Origin of the sequence: Enterobacter cloacae complex sp. IR5458, from assembly GCF_049238025.1 — a bacterium.
Taxonomy (GTDB): Bacteria; Pseudomonadota; Gammaproteobacteria; order Enterobacterales; family Enterobacteriaceae; genus Enterobacter; species Enterobacter kobei.
In genome coordinates this window covers 1-19,535 of sequence record NZ_JBMKIF010000050.1, presented here as the reverse complement: position 1 = coordinate 19,535, position 19,535 = coordinate 1, and the positions used below count along the sequence as shown (strand labels likewise).

Sequence of the window (19,535 nt, the reverse complement as noted above, 5' to 3'; positions counted from 1 at the left end):
CAGACGAGCCCGTTCTGACAAACCGCACGAAATAGTCCCGGCAACATCTGATACGAACTAGTGCCATCGTGGGAGTTGAGCAGGATAATTTCTGGTACCTGTTTACCGGTAATCTGCCCCTCACGCCGCAGACGCAGCATATGCTTTGTATGTTCACGACGACCGGGGTCACGCACGCGGGTCTGACAGGCAAAGAATGGCTGGAAGCCTTCTCGCTGTAGGCTGTCGAGCAGGGAGATGGTAGGTATATAGGTATAACGCTCACTGCGGGATTCATGTTTGTCCTCGCTGAACACACTGGGCACCACGCGAAACAGCTCCTCACGGGTTAACGGGCGGTCGCGACGGATAAGGTTTGCTGCGCCAAAGCGCGAAGCCAGACGGGTCATAAGCAGACTCCTCATAATGGGAAAACAAATAAAAGAAATCCCCGTCGCATCGGCGACAGGGTTAGGGAAATAACAGGGATGGGTTAAATACTCAGAAGAAGAAATCCCAGACGGCACGGGCCACTGACACCACGGTGGTGCGCACGGCCTGAATGACGGCCCGCACCGGGGCGGGTATCAGGGGAAAGGCACTGATGCTATCGAGTACAGCACCGACGGTTTCACCAAAATCGCTACGCGCCTGTTCCCGGACTACCGTCGTGCGAAAGGAAGGCTGGAGTTGCGACACCACCGGGCTGGTGGCCTCACGTGGCAGGCACTTAATCATTCGCTCGGCCATCACCCGCAGTCCCCACTGAAGACGGACCGACACGGCACACACTGGATGTACGGGCTGGAACAGCTCATGCAGCAGACAGATTTTACGGCTGATATTCTGCTTCTGCTCTTTGGACAATGGCCACCCACCGCTGGTGGGCTCGACCTTATCCGACTGGCTGATAACAAACAGCACCTTATGCCGGTATGCCTCCCCAATCACTTGATGATAAAAGTGTTCATCCACTGCCAGCGCCCGGTCATCGGCCTTAATCAGCCACAGCACCAGGTCAAGCCGGGGAAGCTGTTCGCGATACAGCGCAGCATATTCGTTATCGCGAGCGCCACTTTCGCCCACACCGGGCAGGTCCACCAGCGTCATATGGCGGTCGCCAACCAGCAGACGAAAGCGTAAAGGTTCACGGGTGCAGGCCGCCACATCGCTGACCGGCGATACTTCACCGGCAAACAACGCATTACAGAGTGACGATTTCCCCGCCCCGGTTTTTCCCATAATACCGATCGCTGGTTCGTAGTTTGTGAGCTGACGTATCTGCTGCATGACCCGCTCTGAGGCCCATTCCGGCAAACCCGTAAGCGAGTCCTGCAGGGACTGTTGGCCTTCCTTATTTTTCATGACATCTCCCGAGACAAAGAAAACAAAAACGGCGAATCCTTGATGGACTCGCCGTTATACTGGTGCATTCAAGAGCATGATATATATCGAAAAATTATTTAAATTAAGGACGTACGTTCCTGGATTCCCTTGTTCATACTGGCTGTACCATTAAATCGACACAGATAAGGCCTATACACGATTAACTTGAAGACCCATTTTCAACACTCGGGAATGATCGTTAATAATTCGCTGTGATATCGCCCTGTGAAGAGTCGATAACTGGAGTAAGACCGTCTAACCACGATTCGAATCTATGATCGCGATCAGTCAATAACCAGCATGAATAAATCACATGAATGGGGTGACCATAGTCATGGCATCTACCCTGCATGCCGATTACAATCATTACTTGATTTTTTGCGAGCAGCATTCCGGATTTTTGATGACAACTACCATGATTAAAAATGATAAACGCTGGATTGGCGATCTGCTGGGCGGCGCGCTGATGGTTCGTGAGAGCAGGATTATTGCTAAGCTGCTGCTTTCTGAACCAGACGAAACGACCTGGCAACAGCAAATAATCGATGAAAATATCCTTCAGGCATCCTCCACCAGCACGGCGAATCGCTATGCCAGAACAGTAAAACTTCGGCTTATGACACTGGACCGCGAATGCTGGCAATTGATTGTCAATGGTAGTGAAAGTGAACGTCTGCAAATGCTGTTAGTCGCCTTGATGAATCAGTCTCCCATTGTCGCGGAATTTGTCGCTGATGTGGTGAACCCGGCACGCCAGCAGTTTAAAGAAAAACTCAGCGGAAATTGCTGGAATGAATTCGTGGATGAGAATCTGCGATTGCACCCGGAGCTGGCGGCTTTCTCTGATTCATCTATCCAAAAGATGGGTAACAATCTGATTAAGGCACTGGCAGAAGCTGGTTACCTGGATAGCCCACGCCGCCGCAATTTACAAAACGTTTTCCTTCTACCAGATGTTGCAACGGCCTTGCATCGTTTAAACAAAGCCGAACTGCTCCCTATTCTGGAGGGTAACGCATGAATGACCCGATCCTTGAATATCGATTAAAGCAGTTAGAAGAACGTATCGGCGACGACCGTTTTTTGAAAAACCAAGGTTCCGGCAATGAGATTGGCTTCTGGATCTTTGACTATCCGGCAAAGCAAGAGCTTCAGGTCCGCGAATACCTGCACTTTTTATTCAAAAAACTGGATAAAAAGTACACCTATAAAACGCTAAATATCTTCCAGGTCATCATCGATATGCTGGAAGAACGTAAGCTCTTTGACCGTATCTGCCAGCGAGAGCCTGAGCTTGGCCTTGAGACACTGAAAAAACATCTGGCAGCCCCGCTGAGCCAGAAAAAAATTGCGGAATATATTGCACGCACGGTCGATCTTCCTGCCCAGCAATTTGTCATTCTGACGGGCCTCGGTAACGCCTGGCCGTTGGTTCGTGGTCATGAGCTTATGAGCGCACTTCAGGACGTGATGGGGTTTACACCACTGCTGATGTTCTATCCAGGCACCTACAGCGGATATGATCTTTCACCACTCGCTGGTATTAACTCCCGTAACTATTATCGCGCCTTCAGACTGGTACCTGAAACCGGACCTGCGGCAACTTTGACTCCACGTTAAAAGACGACAGCAATGAATATTGAACAAATTTTTGAGAAACCGCTAAAACGTAATATTAACGGCGTGGTTAAAGCCGAGCAGACCGACGACGAAAGCGCCTGGATAGAACTGGATGAGTATGTCATCACTCGGGAGCTCGATGGTCACCTGCGTCAGTTCTTTGAAGTATATGCTCCAGCTACAGGTCCAGGCAGATTACAGCTTGCTGACAAAATAGGCGTCTGGGTTTCAGGCTTCTTTGGTTCCGGTAAATCACACTTCATTAAGATCTTATCCTATCTACTGGCGAACCGCGAAGTAAGCCGTAATGGTGTTACTCGTAATGCACTTTCCTTCTTTGAAGAGAAAATTGATGATGCACTGCTATTGGCTGATATTCGGAAATCGGTACAACATCCGACCGATGTCATATTATTCAATATTGACTCACGTGCGAATGTTGAAGATGGCGTTGATGCCATACTCAAAGTCTTTCTGAAAGTCTTTAACGAACTAGCTGGTTATTGTGGCGACTTCCCACATATTGCACATCTGGAACGTGAGCTCGATAAGCGTGGACAGTTTGATACCTTTAGGGCCGCCTTCGCGGACATTACCGGGTCTCGCTGGGAAGACGAACGCGATGTTTATCTGATGATAAACGATCAGATGGCTCAGGCGCTGAGCATAGCTACAGGCCAGAGTGAAGAGTCTTCTCGTCAGTGGATCGAGCAACTTGATAAGAACTTCCCACTGGATATCAAAAATTTCTGTACGTGGGTGAAAGAGTGGCTCGACAGCCAGGGTAACCGTAATATCCTGTTTATGGTCGATGAAGTTGGTCAGTTCATTGGTAAAGATGCCCAGATGATGCTGAAGCTGCAAACCATCACCGAAAACTTAGGTGTTATTTGTGGTGGGCGGGCATGGGTGATTGTTACCTCCCAGGCTGACATTAATGCCGCTATTGGCGGTATGAGCAGTCGTGATGGTCAGGACTTCTCCAAGATTCAGGGACGTTTCTCAACGCGCTTACAACTCTCCAGCTCGAATACCTCAGAAGTTATCCAGAAACGTCTGCTGGTGAAAACAGAAGCGGCAATACCGGCGCTGGAAGCTGTCTGGCAGGAAAAAGGCGATATTTTGCGTAACCAGTTGGCGTTCGACACGACAACCACGGCTACGCTGCGTGCCTATACCAACAGTCGCGAGTTCGTGGATAACTATCCGTTTGTGCCGTGGCATTACCAGATCCTGCAAAAGGTCTTTGAGTCAATCCGTACCAAAGGGGCTGCAGGTAAGCAGTTGGCAATGGGGGAGCGCTCTTTGCTGGATGCCTTCCAGTCGGCAGCAGTCCAGATTTCTGCAGATGGACTGGATAGCCTGGTCCCGTTCTGGCGTTTCTACTCTGCGATTGAAAGCTTCCTGGAACCTGCGGTTAGCCGCACTATCATTCAGGCCTGCCAGTCTCCGTCACTGACGGAATTTGACGGCAAACTGCTAAAGACGCTGTTCCTGATCCGCTACGTTGACGTGCTGAAAAGTACTCTTGATAACCTCGTCACGCTCTCCATTGAGCGTATTGATACTGACAAAGTGGAACTCCGTCGACAGATTGAAGCCAGTCTTAATCGTCTGCAGGCTGAAATGCTGATCTCGCGTATTGATGACAAATTCGTTTTCCTTACTAACGAAGAAAAAGAGATTGAAAACGAAATCCGCAATATTGATGTTGAATTCACCACCATCAATAAGCAGCTTTCAACCATCATTTTCGAAGAGATCCTGAAGAACAAAAGATATCGCTATCCAGCCAATAAGCAGGATTTTGATATCAGTCGCTTCTGTAACGGGCACCCACTGGATGGCGCAAATCTTAACGATTTGGTAGTTAAAGTGCTCACGCCGCTGGACTCGAACTACGAGAGCTACAAGGGGGCGCATTCCAATAGCCTGCTGATGACGGACAGTAAAGACTGCATTTTAATTTGCCTGCCTGATGAGGCTCGTACCTGGCAAGACCTGACCATGTACGCGCAGACCAAAGCCTTCCTTAGCAAGCAAAGCGGTCAGCGCCCGGAACAGGCAACGCTGTTGGCGGAAAAAGGCCGTGAAAATGGCATGCGCGAAAAAACGCTGAAGGCGCAGATTGAAGGCTTGCTGGCTCAGGCTGATGTCTGGGCGCTAGGCGAACGGCTGGATAAGAAATCCTCTTCGCCGTTAGCTATCGTGGATGCAGCCTGCGGTTACGTTATCGAGAACAGTTTCTCCAAACTAAAATTGCTGCGTCTCAGTACCGGAGACGTAAATCGTGAAACTCACGCGCTGTTGACAATAGAAAATGATACCCAGCTCGACCTCGGGGAAATGGAAGAGTCCAACCCAGAGGCGATGCGTGAAGTGGATAACTGGATCAGTATGAGTATTGAGACTCATAAGCCAGTTTACCTGCGGGATATCCTTACCACTTTTGGCCGTCGTCCATTTGGCTGGCCGGAAGATGAAGTCAAATTGCTGGTGGCTCGGCTGGCACGCAGCGGTAAATACAGCTTCACTCTGCAAGGCAGTGAAATCGCATTGAAGCAGGCGTGGGAGGCGTTTAATAATTCACGTCGTTACAGCGATTTGCGTCTGCATAAAGTTCGTCGCCATGACGAAGCGCAGTTGACTAAAGCTGCGCAGCTGATGGCTGAGATTGCCGGAGAACCGTTTAACGAGCGTGAAGAACAGCCTCTGGTCTCTCATATTCGCGAACTCTTTGGCCGCTGGAAGAGCGAACTGACCGTTTTTAAAACTCGTGCAGAGAATGGACAAAACCCTGGCCGTAAAGAGATAGAAGAAGGCCTGGTATTGCTGAACGGGATCCTCAACGAGAAAGAAGAATACGCGGTGATTGAAAAAATCACCGCAGCGGCTGACGATCTTAAAGATTTCTCGGAAGACTGGGACGATTTGGTCAGCTTTTACAAAAACCAATACGCCACCTGGCAGCGCTTGAGTATGGCGTTGAATGGCAGTTTTAAAGCTAACCGTAACGCACTGGATAAAGACGAAACGGCCCAAAAGGCGTTGCAGGAGCTGGAAGGTATCTACAGCAAGGCACGACCTTACAGAGAGCTGCACCGGATTATCCCGCTGATTGAAACCGTTGAAACCATCAACCAACGTCTGGTGGAAGAATACCGAAGCCATGCGCTGCTACAGATCGATGGTCATATCAATGAGCTGAAGCAAAGCATGCTGGAGATGCACGTCCCTGCTGACTTGCAGCACTCGCTTTTACACCCGATGCAGCAATCGCGTAAGAAAGTGGAGCAGAACGGTCTGATCCCACAGATTATGGAAGAGCAGGCTGAGGTTCGGGCGCTACAATTTAAAGCAAACGAACGACTGAACGGCTGGGTTGAAGAACAGCGTAAGAAAGTGCCTGAACCAAAAAACGCCCCTCAGCCAGGGATTATCGCTCCAATAGCTAAGCCTGAACCCAAGTTGAAAAAGACCATCTACGTGAACACGCGTAAAACGATGGAACGAGCTGCGGGTGTGACAACGCTGGATAACGCCGAACAGGTAGACAAAGCGCTGGAACAACTCCGTAAAACGCTAATGGAAGCTATTAACGCAGGCGAACGCGTTCAGCTTCAGTAATTTCCCCATTTTCAGGGCAGATGTTGTCTGCCCTTTTCAGGACTCCACATGAATACGTCAAACATCAAAAAATACGCCCCGGTGGCACGTAAACAGTTCCGCGATGCGGTCATGCTAAAACTGACTACGCTGGGCATTGAAGCCGATAAAAAAGGCAACCTGCAAATTGTACAAGCAACCGATCTTGGCGACCAGGTGCGTTATGGTCAGTTCTCGCTGGATAAAGCACTGGCGTCACGCCGTAAGCGTCTGGTCAAGCGTGCAGAAAAGCAGGGCTACGACGTGCTGGTGGAGCACATCGCTTATACCTGGTTTAACCGCTTTTGCGCTATTCGCTATATGGAGCTGCATGGCTATCTTGATCACGGTTTCCGTATGCTGTCTCACCCGACGCTGGCAGGGGGTTTTGAGGTTCTGGAGCATGTGCCGGAGGTGGCTGATGCTCTGGAGCTGGACAAAGCGCGCCTGGTGGAGATGAAGCTGGCGGGCGATCGTGACGAAGAGCTGTACCGCGAACTGCTGCTGGCACAGTGCCATGCATTGCACGGTGCAATGCCTTTCCTGTTCGAAGCGGTCAATGATGATATCGAACTGGTACTGCCGGATAACCTGACTCGCACCGACTCCATTCTGCGCGGGCTGGTGGACACCATTCCTGAAGAAGACTGGGAACAGGTCGAAGTGATCGGCTGGCTGTATCAGTTCTATATTTCCGAGAAAAAAGATGCCGTGATCGGCAAGGTGGTGAAGAGCGAAGATATTCCCGCCGCCACTCAGCTGTTTACCCCGAACTGGATTGTGCAGTACCTGGTGCAGAACTCGGTGGGTCGCCAGTGGCTGCAAACCTACCCGGACTCGAGCCTGAAAGGCAAAATGCCTTACTACATTGAGCCAGCAGAGCAAACGCCGGAAGTGCGGGCACAGCTGGCAGCTATCACCCCATCCAGCATTGAGCCTGAAAGCATTAAAGTGCTGGATCCGGCCTGTGGCTCCGGGCATATCCTGACAGAAGCTTATAAAGTGCTGAAGGCGATTTACGAAGAGCGCGGCTATCGTACTCGTGATATTCCGCAGCTGATTCTGGAAAATAATATCTTCGGTCTGGACATCGACGACCGCGCCGCACAGCTGTCTGGTTTTGCGATGTTGATGCTTGCCCGTCAGGACGATCGTCGTTTTCTGGGCCGTGGTGTACGTCTGAATATTGTTTCCCTGCAGGAAAGTAAGCTGGATATCGCTGAGCTTTGGATCAAGCTGAACTACCACCAACAGGTGCAACGCGGCAGCATGGGAGATATGTTTACTCAGGGGACGGCACTGGCCAATACCGACAGCGCGGAATATAAGCTGCTGATGCGTACTTTGGCGTTGTTCACCAGCGCAAAAACGCTGGGATCACTGATTCAGGTACCGCAGGAAGACGAAGCGGCTTTGAAAGCGTTTCTGGATGGATTGTATCGTCTGGCTGTTGAAGGTGATATTCAGCAGAAAGAGGCTGCGGCAGAGCTGATCCCATATATTCAGCAGGCGTGGATACTGGCGCAACGTTATGATGCTGTGGTCGCGAACCCGCCGTATATGGGGGGGAAAGGGATGAATGGTGATCTGAAAGAGTTTGCTAAAAAACAATTCCCGGACAGCAAGTCAGATTTGTTTGCGATGTTTATGCAACATGCATTTTCTTTGCTCAAAGAGAATGGTTTCAATGCTCAAGTGAATATGCAGTCATGGATGTTTTTATCGAGTTACGGAGCACTTCGTAACTGGCTACTAAATAATAAGACTTTTATTTCCATGGCACATTTAGGTGCGCGTGCATTTGGACAGATAGCTGGAGAAATAGTACAGACCACTGCTTGGGTTATAAGTAATCATCATAACGATGATTATCGACCGCTATTTTTTCGTTTAATCGAGGGTGGCGAAGAACAGAAAAAAAATGCATTAAATAAAAAAAAGGAAAGGTTCGATCTTTCAAAGCAATATGAATTTAAGAAAATACCTGGAACCCCTATCGCTTATTGGATAAGCGAAAAGTTAAGAGATATTTTTTTAACTGGCGAGATGCTATCATCTTATGCAGACACCAGAATTGGTCTTATTACAGGGAATAACGATCATTATATACGCCAATGGCAAGAGATATCATTCTTGAGTATTGGGTTCGATTGTACTCGGGTTTCAGCAGAAAAATCCCAAAAGAAATGGTTTCCTCAGTCTAAAGGTGGTGACTATAGGCGTTGGTATGGCAACAATACAACAGTTTTAAATTGGTTTGCAGATGGTTACGAACTACAGAATAAAATGCATGACTCAGGCAAAAGAACGCTAGCTCACAATTTTAATCTCGATCGAATTTTTATGTCTGGGATTACATGGACAAAGATTTCTTCTGATAATTTTGGAGTTCGATATCAACCAAAAGGTTTCCTTTTTAATGATGCGTCAGCTAATGCTTTCCCGTACGATGATAAATATAATTTTTATCTTCTTGGTTTTCTTTGCTCTAAACTACCTGTGGTAATGTTACAAGCAATGAACCCCACTTTAAATTTTTTGCCGGGAAATATAGCATCATTACCAATTAAAAAAGAAATGTTCATTAGCAATGAATATCACGATAAAATAAGCCAGTTAATTGAGTTAACAAAGCTCGATTGGGATGCATCTGAAACGTCGTGGGAATTTAAAACAAATGCACTAGTTAGCATGAAAAAAAACGGCTCAAATTTAGAGCATATCTATAACATACTATATGATACTATAATAGGTGTTGTGCATAAGGTTAAAGAACTAGAGGAATATAACAATGAATATTTCATTGAAATTTATGGCTTAAGTGATGAATTAATAAAAGATGTTCCAATTCAGAATGTTACACTTACTTATAATCCATATTTTAGATATGCAGAAAATAACAATGAAAAAGATTTAAAGAATATGATGTGTTGCGATACTTTTTCTGAGTTACTTTCATATGTTGTTGGTTGCCAAATGGGCCGCTACTCCCTCGATCGCAAAGGCTTGGTCTACGCCCACGAAGGCAACAAAGGCTTTGCCGAGTTAGTTGCCGAAGGTGCTTACCAAACCTTCCCTGCCGACGAAGACGGCATCCTACCATTAATGGATTCCGACTGGTTCGATGACGACGTGACTGCCCGTGTCAAAGAGTTCGTCCGTATCGTCTGGGGTGAGGAGCACCAGCAGGAAAACCTCGATTTCATAGCCGAAAGTCTCTGCTTGTACGCAATCAAGCCGAAAAAAGGCGAATCTTCGCTGGATACTATTCGTCGCTATCTTTCCACTCAGTTCTGGAAAGATCATATGAAAATGTATAAAAAGCGTCCGATTTACTGGCTATTCAGCTCTGGTAAAGAAAAAGCGTTTGAGTGCCTGGTGTATCTGCATCGTTATAATGAAGGCACACTCTCACGTATGCGTACCGAATACGTGGTTCCGCTGTTGGCACGCTACCAGGGTAATATCGATCTGCTTAATGATCAGCTTAAGAATGCTGAATCTGGTGCGGTCAACACACGCCTGAAAAAAGAGCTGGATGGGTTGACCAAAAAATTCAACGAGCTGCGTAGCTTCGACGACCGCTTGCGCCACTATGCTGATAGACGTATCACTATTGATCTGGACGACGGCGTTAAGGTTAACTACGGCAAATTTGGCGATCTGCTGGCGGATGTGAAGGCCATTACCGGTAGCGCACCTGAGGAGATTTGATGAAAATAGCGGCGATTTATACGCAGAGTGTTGGCCCATTGGGCGATGCGGAAATTAGCTTTAGAAACGACTGGACGGGAGAGGTGGAGGATAATGTCCTGCTCACCGGCCCGAACGGCTGCGGTAAATCGACGCTGCTTCGTGGCGCAGCTATGTTGTGGGATGCATTAGGGTATTGGCTTGATCATAAAAAGCCAATGCCTGCGAGCCATTCGGCAAGAAAGTGGTTAGAGCGCTGGGGCACTTTTGCCGTGGTTTTCTCCGATCTCAAATGTTCTAACCAGTCCCCTATTCGTGTTGGTTTATTCTTCGGAAATGAGGACGCTGTTGATCAACTCATCACTAAACAACCGTCTAACACAATCTGGATTGGGGAAGTTAGTGGGGGGAAAAAGAAAACCAGCCTGATGACTCAAAATGGCTTTGTCACAGATTACGTGCTTGATGAGTGGTTACAGACACTTTCAATTACTCGTGCACAAGTTGTACTTGGAAGGCTCAATTCAGGTATGACTCTGACCGTTCCAAATATCATCTATCTGGATGCAGAAGAACGCCGCTGGATTACTCCAAAGAACAATCTTTCTTCATTAGCGCCTGATGACCTAAGTAAAAATTGGTTAGCTACTTACTCTCCATCCACTGACTGGAAAGATCAGCTGGAAGCCTCGCTGTTCAACATGAAAGCGACGCTCCCTGAGCTGTATCCAGAGATGATGAAAACGCTGAATCAATTCTTCTCAGGGAAAGTCATTGAAGAAGAGATACTGCCGGGACAGCGTCAGCAGGTCAAACTTGCTAACGGCGATACTCATACGCTGGATGAACTGAGTTCTGGTGAGCATCAGGTCTTGATCATGCTCTTTATGGTTCAACGTTGGCTTCAGCCGGGTGGCGTCGTATTAATCGACGAACCGGATCTGCACCTTCACCCTTCTCTGGTTTCGCCTCTGCTTGCGACACTGGAAAACATTATCCAGAAAAAGCATGGTCAGCTTATTTTAACTTCCCATGCTACTGACGTCTGGCTGCGCTACGAAAGTTTAGGACTCCGCTATCCTCTTTCGGTTGAAAAAGGTGATGAGCAATGAAGGAGTTTGAGTGGCATATCAAGACCATCCTTGAGACAAAAATCACCGAAGGTAAAAGAGCGTTAGTCGTTGAGGGAAAAACGGACGAACTCGTTTTTACTCAGCTCCTAAAAAAAGTTGATCCCCAATGGGAAACGAGATGGGTCCTTGCAGAAGTTGGCGGTAAACGAAATGTTATTGAAATTTTGTCAAAGCAGCCCACATGGCTGGGCATTGTTGATCGTGATGAGTGGGATAATGCCCAACTGAATCATCGGCAACAACAGCTGCCTAACCTGTTAGTTTTACCCAGATTCTGTATCGAAAACTATCTTGTTGTCCCAAGTGAGCTTTTACCTGGACTGCCACCCAAGCAAAGAGCCAAACTCCCCGGTGAGAGCGCAGCGGCGATAGAGGCTATTACGTCATCGATTACCGCAAATCTTGAAAGTTGGATTCAGTTTGGTACCGCATGGGCCATTATCAACCCGCTTTGGGATGAACTGCGATCGCTCGGATTTAACCGAGACCTTCTTGATCCTCAACAGGTGATTACAGAGCCCGGTTTTTTGGCGCATTGCGAGCGTTGGCATGCACATCTGGATCCTGCAGTACTGTTACAAAGATACCAGAGCAAACTGGCCGAAATCCGCGATTTGCCAGTTGATGAACAGTTACGCACAATTGTTCACGGCAAAAAATTTTATAAAGCCGTTGTGACCCCAGCTTTCATGCGATTACTTACTATGCCGAAAGCGATTTCAGTTGATGTATGGTTCAGAGAAATGCCGGTGCCTGCTGACCTTGACTTTATTTGGCATGAAATGAATTTGCCTGTAGAAGAAAATTAATTATGCAATTTAAAGAACTGGAATCAGGGCTTCGTCAGAAGTTTACCGACAACCGTATCGTCTTCTGGCACGACCCGGAACAACGCTTCATCGATTCGCTCAATGAGCTGGATCTCGACAACGTCACGCTGCTGGATATGCGCGGTGTTTCTGTGCTCGCCACAAAAAAAAGAATCGAAATCGACGAGCCAACACAGAAATTTTTACTCTATTTTACCAGTGAAGTTCCTGCCCGTGAGCAGGACTGGCTGCTAGACATCCGCCTTTATAGCACCGAATTCCACGCTGACTATGCAGCGATCACACTGAATTCACTGGGCATCCCACAACTAGGGTTGCGCGAACATATTCAACTTCGCAAAGCCTTCTTTACCGTCAAACGTACCCAGTTACTTAAAGGCTGGGTCACCGAGCGCGAAACAGAAAAATCCCTCGATAAGAAGATGCTGGCAGTGGTTGCCGGAGCCAGCACCTTTGAAACCAAAGAAATCCTGTTTGCTCTGATCCAGCAATTTGTTGCCGCAAGTCATCAGGATGATAGTACCCTGGAGAATACTTTTGCCGTGCTGAAAAAGCTGGGGCTGGATAAGGTCCTCTGGGAAGTCCTTAGTCTAGAACTGGGTTACCAGGCAGAAGCACCAACGCTGGAAAACCTACTGCTGAAACTGTTCTGTACCGATCTTTGGGCACAAGGTGATGACACTCATCGTGAGTGGTTGAGTAAAAATGTGCTGACTACTGCCGCAGGTCGTGCGTCTGCGTTGGCCTTTATGGGAGCGTGGCGGAACGATCGTCGTTATAAAGCAGAATACGATTATTGTGCAGAAGACTTACAACAGATACTGCAGCCAAAAGAGCATTACAACTACAGCTCGCCGTATGCGCTGGCAAAATGTGACACCTTCGAAGCTATCGAGCAATTGATTATCCGTGGCCTGGTGACTCAACTACAGGAAGAAAGCACGACCTTGGACAGGGACGCGTTTAAAGCACTGGTGTCAGAACGTAGTGCGAAATACTGGAGCCAGACTCGCCCGGAATATCTCTCCATTTGGAATGCGCTACGCCAGGCTGAGCGCCTGCTGAATCTTCGTAATCATTATACTGACGGTTTTAATTTCCCTGATACCGGCGCGTTCTGGAAAGCCTACTGCGACGAAATTTATCGCTTCGATCAGACCTACCGCCTGTTCAATGAATATGCCGCGCCGGTGCACAGTAAAGGGGCGATGATCCTCCATGAGCTGGATAAATTCATTGAAGAGCTTTACAGCAATTGGTATCTGGCAGAGCTGAGCCGTGGATGGAACAAACTGCTGGAAGCGGAAAATCGCATGCAGACCTGGCAAATTAGCGGCGTGCCGTTGCAGCGTAATTTCTATAAAGAGAATGTGAAACGGCAATTTGACACTTCGCAGGTGAAACGTGTTTTTGTCGTGATTTCAGATGCGTTGCGCTACGAGGTAGCAGAAGAACTGGGTCGACACATCAATCATGAGAAGCACTTCAGTGCCGAACTGCGCTCTCAGACGGGGGTGTTGCCAAGCTACACACAGCTAGGTATGGCGGCATTGTTACCTCATGAGTCGTTGAGTTATCTGCCTGACAATTCCGGCATAGTATATGCCGATGGGATGTCTACCTCAGGGTTTGAAAAACGCGCCGCTATCCTGACAAAGGTAAATGGTGTTGCACTTAAAGCGAAGGACTTGCAGAACGCCAACAACCAGGAAGTAAACGATCAAATCCGCAACGCCTCCGTGGTGTATATCTGGCACGACACTATTGATGCCATTGGTGATAAGGCTGCAACAGAAGATAAAACGTTTGAGGCCTGCCGAAGTGCCATCACTGAGCTAAAAGATCTGGTCTCACGTTTACGTAACCGATTTAATGCCAGCCGAATTTTTGTCACTGCCGATCATGGGTTCCTGTTCCAACAACAGGCGCTGGTCGAGCAAGATAAAACCAAGCTGGAGAGTAAAGCCGTAAATGCGATTGAAGCAAATAAGCGATTCATTATTGGGCATCAGCTGCCTGAAAGTGAATTTTGCTGGCACGGCAAATTGGCAGATACCGCAGGCGCAAGCGATGAAAGTGAATTCCTGTTGCCAAAAGGCGTACAGCGTTTCCACTTTGTAGGTGGTGCACGTTTCGTTCATGGCGGGGCTATGTTGCAGGAAGTGTGTGTTCCCGTTTTGAAGATTCGTGCGCTTGAGAAAAAAGCAGCCGAGAAACAACCACAGCGCCAACCAGTGTCAGTTGTTGCACGGGACCACGTAATAAAACTGGTTAACAGTATTGATAAAATCGGCTTTATCCAGACTACAGCGGTGGACGACCTCAATGAACCGCGCACGCTGAATATCTTTATCGTTGATGAAAATAATCAGGTTGTCTCCGGCATGGAAACGGTTTGCTTCGATAGCGACAATGACGATATGGGGAAACGTACCCGCGATGTGACCATGAAACTCATGGGCACAGCATTCAATCGTAAAAACAAATATGTGCTGATCCTAGAGAATGCGGACAGCGCCACAGAGTATGGCCGCTATCCGATTACAATCGACCTGGCTTTCCAGGATGACTTCTTTTAAGTGAGGCGTTATGCAACAGCAGGATAACTCGGCGACCAACATGGAAATGGCCTCTGCTCAGGACCTGGATTCATTGTTGAATCAGCACTTTCGTGGCCGCGTGGTGCGTAAAGACCTGACTAAACAACTTAAAGAAGGGGCGAATGTTCCGGTCTATGTACTGGAATATTTGCTCGGTATGTATTGTGCATCCGATGATGATGAGGTCGTCGATCAGGGGCTTCAGTCTGTTAAACGTATTCTTTCTGATAACTACGTCCGCCCGGATGAAGCAGAAAAAATAAAATCGCTGATTCGTGAACGCGGCTCCTACAAAATCATCGATAAAGTCACGGTGAAGCTAAACCAAAAGAAAGACGTTTACGAAGCTCAGCTATCTAACCTCGGCATTAAGGATGCCCTGGTTCCATCTCAAATGGTGAAAGATAACGAGAAACTGCTGACCGGCGGCATCTGGTGCATGATTACGGTGAACTACTTTTACGAAGAAGGGCAAAAAACATCCCCTTTTTCATTGTTCACACTGAAGCCTATTCAGATGCCGAATATGGACATGGATGAAGTCTTTGAGGCACGTAAACAATTTGATCGCGACCAGTGGATTGACGTGCTGCTGCGCTCTGTAGGGATGGAACCTGCTAATATTGAGCCGCGCACCAAATGGCATCTGATTGCCCGCATGATCCCGTTTGTTGAGAATAATTATAACGTCTGCGAACTCGGACCACGCGGTACCGGTAAAAGCCACGTCTATAAGGAATGCTCACCAAATTCATTGCTGGTTTCAGGTGGGCAGACCACCGTGGCTAATCTGTTCTACAACATGGCCAGCCGCCAGATTGGTTTAGTCGGCATGTGGGACGTGGTGGCGTTTGATGAAGTGGCGGGAATTACTTTCAAAGACAAAGACGGCGTGCAAATTATGAAGGATTACATGGCGTCAGGCTCGTTCTCTCGCGGACGTGACTCCATTGAAGGAAAAGCCTCCATGGTGTTTGTCGGCAACATTAATCAGAGCGTGGATACGCTTGTAAAAACTAGCCATTTGCTCGCGCCATTCCCGGATGCAATGATCGATACCGCATTTTTTGATCGTTTCCACGCCTATATTCCTGGCTGGGAAATTCCCAAAATGCGTCCGGAATTTTTCACCAACCGCTACGGTTTAATCACTGATTATCTCGCCGAGTACATGCGTGAAATGCGTAAACGTAGCTTCTCAGACGCGATTGATAAATTCTTCAAGCTGGGAAACAACCTCAACCAGCGTGATGTGATTGCTGTACGCCGCACTGTATCTGGCCTGTTAAAGCTAATGCATCCGGATGGGGCCTACGATAAAGAAGATGTACGCGTGTGTCTGACCTATGCATTAGAGGTTCGTCGTCGTGTGAAAGAACAGCTTAAGAAACTCGGCGGTCTCGAGTTTTTTGATGTGAACTTCAGCTATATCGATAACGACAGCCTGGAAGAATTTTTCGTCAGTGTGCCAGAACAAGGCGGGAGCGAACTGATTCCGGCAGGAATGCAAAAACCTGGTGTAGTACATTTGGTTACTCAGGCAGACTCAGGGATGACTGGCCTATACCGGTTTGAAACCCAAATGATGGCGGGAAATGGTAAACATGCCGTTTCAGGCTTGGGATCGAATACTGCAGCGAAAGAAGCTGTTCGAGTTGGTTTCGACTATTTCAAAGGCAACTTGAGCCGTATCAGTGCAGCAGCAAAATTCTCTGAACATGAATATCATCTGCATGTGGTAGAACTTCACAACACCGGGCCAAGTACAACCACCAGCCTTGCATCGTTGATTGCCTTTTGCTCTATGCTGCTGGCTAAGCCCGTACAGGAACAAATGGTCGTCCTGGGTAGCATGACACTGGGAGGCGTGATTAAACCAGTGCAGGATCTGGCAGCATGTCTACAGGTAGCATTCGATAGTGGAGCTAAGCGCGTACTGCTGCCGATGGCATCAGCTATGGATATCCCAACAGTACCGACGGAATTATTTACCAAGTTTCAGGTAAGCTTTTATGCAGACCCGGTGGACGCTGTTTATAAAGCTTTAGGCGTCAACTAAGATGGTTATGCAATAGCCAGTAATGCTTGTAACATATCCGTCATAGAATTGAGACATCATACAATAGCCATAGCCTTTCCATCCATAACAAAGGCTATGGCTGTAAAAAATAAATCAACCTCGACTACAACCGAAATTACGGTCTCCATCACCGAAGATTTTTGTTCGCACCTTAGTCATATAATCTACCCTATTCAATAAGTCGTTATAAGTTTCCTCAAAGTTCTCCCTTTTACGATTGAGAAGGTATTTGCCATTTGGCGGGTAATTAACTAACTTCCCCGAGCTATCTATAGGGATGCCAAGTGCACTGTACCAAGCTGTCGTTATCATTGTACGTAACGTGTTACGGTTTAAGTCGTAATCACCTAAATGATAATAAGCATCCTGATTGAAACACAGTATCAAATGGTAATGCCGCTTTCCATTTTTGGTATATTCTCTGACCCATGCGTAACGTAAAGTGGAATGTCGACTATCAGGCCAGTCTTTCCGTTGAGTTTTAATATGCTTATCGTGTTTAAGCTTTGCTTTTAACGCACTGGTAAAGCGAGATATAGCACCAGAGTCAACCCTGGGTTGAAAGAATGGGTTATCCATATTTTCTGTATCAATTGGGTCATGCAGATCAACACGTAGAATCATTGAGTTAAGATGTTCGTTTAGGGAGTCATCAATAACCTGTTTGATTCTATCCCGATATAGGGATACATGTGAACCAAACTCACTGTCGTATGTCATATAGTATCCTACCAAGTAATATTGAGGTATTGATTGGACTACAAATATATTACCTATCAAGATAACAAACCCTTACTGGTAATAGGCTCAGTTTGTATTTTTACTCTTGAATTAAATATCTGTTCAACCGTAGAATGTCAGAATATTGAGCCTGCTATGGCTATAAATACTGTCTTACCTTTCTTTTCTGTGAGTATTCTATTTTGAGAATATAGCGTATTAAGCACCTCATTTGCTTTGCTACGATTCCTGAATTTATTAGGGCCGTATTGGAGCACTGTATTTTTAGTAATCCAAGATGCCTTGAGTCGAATACAATAATTATTTATCCACCAATAAAGTTCATCCGCCTCCGAGATTGCCAGCGTGAATTCCTGGGGTTTAGAAAACAAGCGTACGTACTCGCCAACATACCAGGTACTTATCTCTACTGCGGCCTCAACTGTTAAAAGTGAGATATCACCCTCATCACCATTAAAATGGTGCAATAGTGCGGCTATTCTTGCCATATTTTCTGCCATTTTTGATGCGTAATCTTTAAAGTTTGACAGTCTTCCAAGAATCCCCATTTCATACTCGACATTATTAGAAAATGCGATCCAGCGTTTTTCTGCTTCTACAGTGAATCGGAGGCAAAGACGATCATTTTCATTATTTCTAGCAATACTTTCGTTAACGATCTTCATAAGTCTTTGATGAAATATTGGTAGATATTCGGTTGAAACAACCGGGCTAGTAATTTGTCTATTGCCTTGTGTTGAACCAGGCTGGCAGATTAGGCATCGTGCGAAGAAACCTATTCCCTTTGCCATATCACCTTTCCGTTTAATATAACCCTTAAAAATATTAGGCTGGACCATCAGTGACAGTGTCATTCTGGCATCTCTGATTAATTTTTCAGGCTCACTTTTCCTTTCTACAGGAAACATTGCACCATCCCACATCTTATTGATGAAAGGCAGTTCGTTCAGCGTGTAACCATTAAAAATAGTGCCAGCCTCATCAGACATAATGCCTACAGATCGCCAGTAGCCACAGAGGTAATCTTTAATGGCCGCGGGTGTGGAATCGTTAAATATCTGCTTGAATCTCACCGGTGATTTAGGATGCGATGCCAGCAGCACTTTAAGTTTTTCATTTGTTGCCAAATGATCTTTGTTACGTCTAATTTCTGACTTGAGTTTTGACATCAGAGATTTTTTTTCAATATTAAAAATCGCTTCATCATTTCGCCAGACGGTAAGATCATGGGTGTACTTTTCAAATAAATTTTCCTCCAGTTGATATAATGGCTCCATCAGCAATTTATCAACCGTACTTTTCCGTTCACCGGATTCTGCCAGTGTCAGTAAGAAAAGTGATACTGGGCCTCGCAGATTGTTCAGCCGGCAAACATCAATCCGGTTTTGACAAGCAAGAGAAATAACTCCCAGAGCAGAAGCTGCGATCAAAGCTTGCGGGGCTTGCGTATGCTGTTCCACTTCATAAATGGCATTTCTGATAATCTGAGGAAATGCATCTACAGGGAAAGGACTACCGTTAAACATATAACACCTCTAATACAATTCACGTTAAAAAGTTCCGCGCAAGTTGCTATTCCGCTATTAATTGCAGAAATAGCAGGATGAACACGGATACTCAGAAAAAAAACAAAAATAAATGCACAAAATCTCTGGATGCTAACGTTCGTTAATCCAGCAAAGTAGATCGCTTAACAGCCAGCCACAGGACTTCAACCCAATAGACTTACGCAACGGAAACTGACCGACTTGCTCCAGTTTCCAGGCCGTTGTGACCTGCCCCCACGATTAGATACAACACTCAGTTAGTAACGTCGGAATCTTCATTC

12 protein-coding genes and 1 pseudogene are annotated in these 19,535 nt (G+C 46.9%); 8 read left to right on the top strand and 5 right to left on the bottom strand.

What is annotated here, in order from left to right; genetic code table 11:
* Together ACOTYN_RS23890 and ACOTYN_RS23885 are read right to left on the bottom strand one after the other, a co-directional pair.
* On the bottom strand, positions 1-389 hold a 389-nt coding region (locus ACOTYN_RS23890), incomplete at its 3' end, for a DUF932 domain-containing protein (protein WP_336816128.1).
* 91 nt (positions 390-480) lie between these two features.
* Positions 481-1,344 (bottom strand): GTPase family protein, encoded by an 864-nt coding sequence (locus tag ACOTYN_RS23885; protein ID WP_100126892.1) that lies wholly within the window; start codon positions 1,342-1,344, stop codon positions 481-483.
* Between the two features lie 424 nt (positions 1,345-1,768).
* Here ACOTYN_RS23885 and ACOTYN_RS23880 point away from each other — a divergent pair, with 424 nt between their 5' ends.
* The 8 genes from ACOTYN_RS23880 to brxL are packed head-to-tail and all read left to right on the top strand — an operon-like array spanning position 1,769 to position 16,945.
* A complete protein-coding gene (locus ACOTYN_RS23880) occupies positions 1,769-2,386 on the top strand; it encodes a DUF1819 family protein (protein ID WP_100126891.1) in 618 nt (205 codons plus the stop codon).
* Positions 2,383-2,985, top strand: a complete 603-nt coding sequence (locus tag ACOTYN_RS23875; RefSeq protein ID WP_032634494.1) for a DUF1788 domain-containing protein — start codon at positions 2,383-2,385, stop codon at positions 2,983-2,985. The genes ACOTYN_RS23880 and ACOTYN_RS23875 overlap by 4 nt, the downstream gene beginning before the upstream one ends.
* A gap of 12 nt (positions 2,986-2,997) precedes the next feature.
* Entirely contained in the window at positions 2,998-6,612 is a 3,615-nt protein-coding gene (gene brxC, locus ACOTYN_RS23870) for a BREX system P-loop protein BrxC (RefSeq protein ID WP_100126890.1), read from the top strand.
* A 48-nt stretch (positions 6,613-6,660) separates the two neighbouring features.
* Positions 6,661-10,344, top strand: coding sequence for a BREX-1 system adenine-specific DNA-methyltransferase PglX (gene pglX, locus ACOTYN_RS23865; protein ID WP_332959373.1), 3,684 nt, complete (start codon positions 6,661-6,663; stop codon positions 10,342-10,344).
* Positions 10,344-11,435: an ATP-binding protein gene (locus ACOTYN_RS23860; protein ID WP_023157615.1), complete on the top strand. Its 1,092-nt coding sequence runs from the start codon at positions 10,344-10,346 to the stop codon at positions 11,433-11,435. Before pglX ends, ACOTYN_RS23860 begins: the two co-directional genes overlap by 1 nt.
* Positions 11,432-12,265: a DUF4435 domain-containing protein gene (locus ACOTYN_RS23855; protein WP_100126888.1), complete on the top strand. Its 834-nt coding sequence runs from the start codon at positions 11,432-11,434 to the stop codon at positions 12,263-12,265. Before ACOTYN_RS23860 ends, ACOTYN_RS23855 begins: the two co-directional genes overlap by 4 nt.
* 2 nt (positions 12,266-12,267) lie before the next feature.
* Positions 12,268-14,865, top strand: a complete 2,598-nt coding sequence (gene pglZ / locus ACOTYN_RS23850; RefSeq protein WP_100126887.1) for a BREX-1 system phosphatase PglZ type A — start codon at positions 12,268-12,270, stop codon at positions 14,863-14,865.
* 10 nt (positions 14,866-14,875) lie between these two features.
* Complete coding sequence (gene brxL / locus ACOTYN_RS23845) at positions 14,876-16,945, top strand: protease Lon-related BREX system protein BrxL (RefSeq protein WP_100126886.1); 2,070 nt, start codon at positions 14,876-14,878, stop codon at positions 16,943-16,945.
* 114 nt (positions 16,946-17,059) lie between these two features.
* On the opposite strand, the gene ACOTYN_RS23840 is transcribed toward brxL, so the two are convergent.
* The 3 genes and pseudogenes from ACOTYN_RS23840 to ACOTYN_RS23830 form a co-directional block, all read right to left on the bottom strand.
* The gene (locus ACOTYN_RS23840; protein WP_006812025.1) at positions 17,060-17,686 is read right to left on the bottom strand and encodes an inovirus Gp2 family protein; all 627 of its coding nucleotides are present in this window, start codon (positions 17,684-17,686) and stop codon (positions 17,060-17,062) included.
* 137 nt (positions 17,687-17,823) lie between these two features.
* Positions 17,824-19,233, bottom strand: a complete 1,410-nt coding sequence (locus ACOTYN_RS23835; RefSeq protein ID WP_332959365.1) for a YfjI family protein — start codon at positions 19,231-19,233, stop codon at positions 17,824-17,826.
* A 132-nt stretch (positions 19,234-19,365) separates the two neighbouring features.
* Positions 19,366-19,479 (bottom strand): annotated as a pseudogene (locus tag ACOTYN_RS23830) (helix-turn-helix transcriptional regulator); the annotation flags it as partial.
* Between the last annotated feature and the right edge of the window lie 56 nt (positions 19,480-19,535).

Bases quoted from the DNA above. Each gene is read 5' to 3' on its own strand.
- ACOTYN_RS23855 (WP_100126888.1), top strand. From the start codon at position 11,432: ATGAAGGAGTTTGAGTGGCATATCAAGACCATCCTTGAGACAAAAATC.
- pglZ (WP_100126887.1), top strand. From the start codon at position 12,268: ATGCAATTTAAAGAACTGGAATCAGGGCTTCGTCAGAAGTTTACCGAC.
- brxC (WP_100126890.1), top strand. From the start codon at position 2,998: ATGAATATTGAACAAATTTTTGAGAAACCGCTAAAACGTAATATTAAC.
- ACOTYN_RS23840 (WP_006812025.1), bottom strand. From the start codon at position 17,686: ATGACATACGACAGTGAGTTTGGTTCACATGTATCCCTATATCGGGAT.
- ACOTYN_RS23860 (WP_023157615.1), top strand. From the start codon at position 10,344: ATGAAAATAGCGGCGATTTATACGCAGAGTGTTGGCCCATTGGGCGAT.
- ACOTYN_RS23885 (WP_100126892.1), bottom strand. From the start codon at position 1,344: ATGAAAAATAAGGAAGGCCAACAGTCCCTGCAGGACTCGCTTACGGGT.
- brxL (WP_100126886.1), top strand. From the start codon at position 14,876: ATGCAACAGCAGGATAACTCGGCGACCAACATGGAAATGGCCTCTGCT.
- pglX (WP_332959373.1), top strand. From the start codon at position 6,661: ATGAATACGTCAAACATCAAAAAATACGCCCCGGTGGCACGTAAACAG.
- ACOTYN_RS23875 (WP_032634494.1), top strand. From the start codon at position 2,383: ATGAATGACCCGATCCTTGAATATCGATTAAAGCAGTTAGAAGAACGT.
- ACOTYN_RS23835 (WP_332959365.1), bottom strand. From the start codon at position 19,233: ATGTTTAACGGTAGTCCTTTCCCTGTAGATGCATTTCCTCAGATTATC.
- ACOTYN_RS23880 (WP_100126891.1), top strand. From the start codon at position 1,769: ATGACAACTACCATGATTAAAAATGATAAACGCTGGATTGGCGATCTG.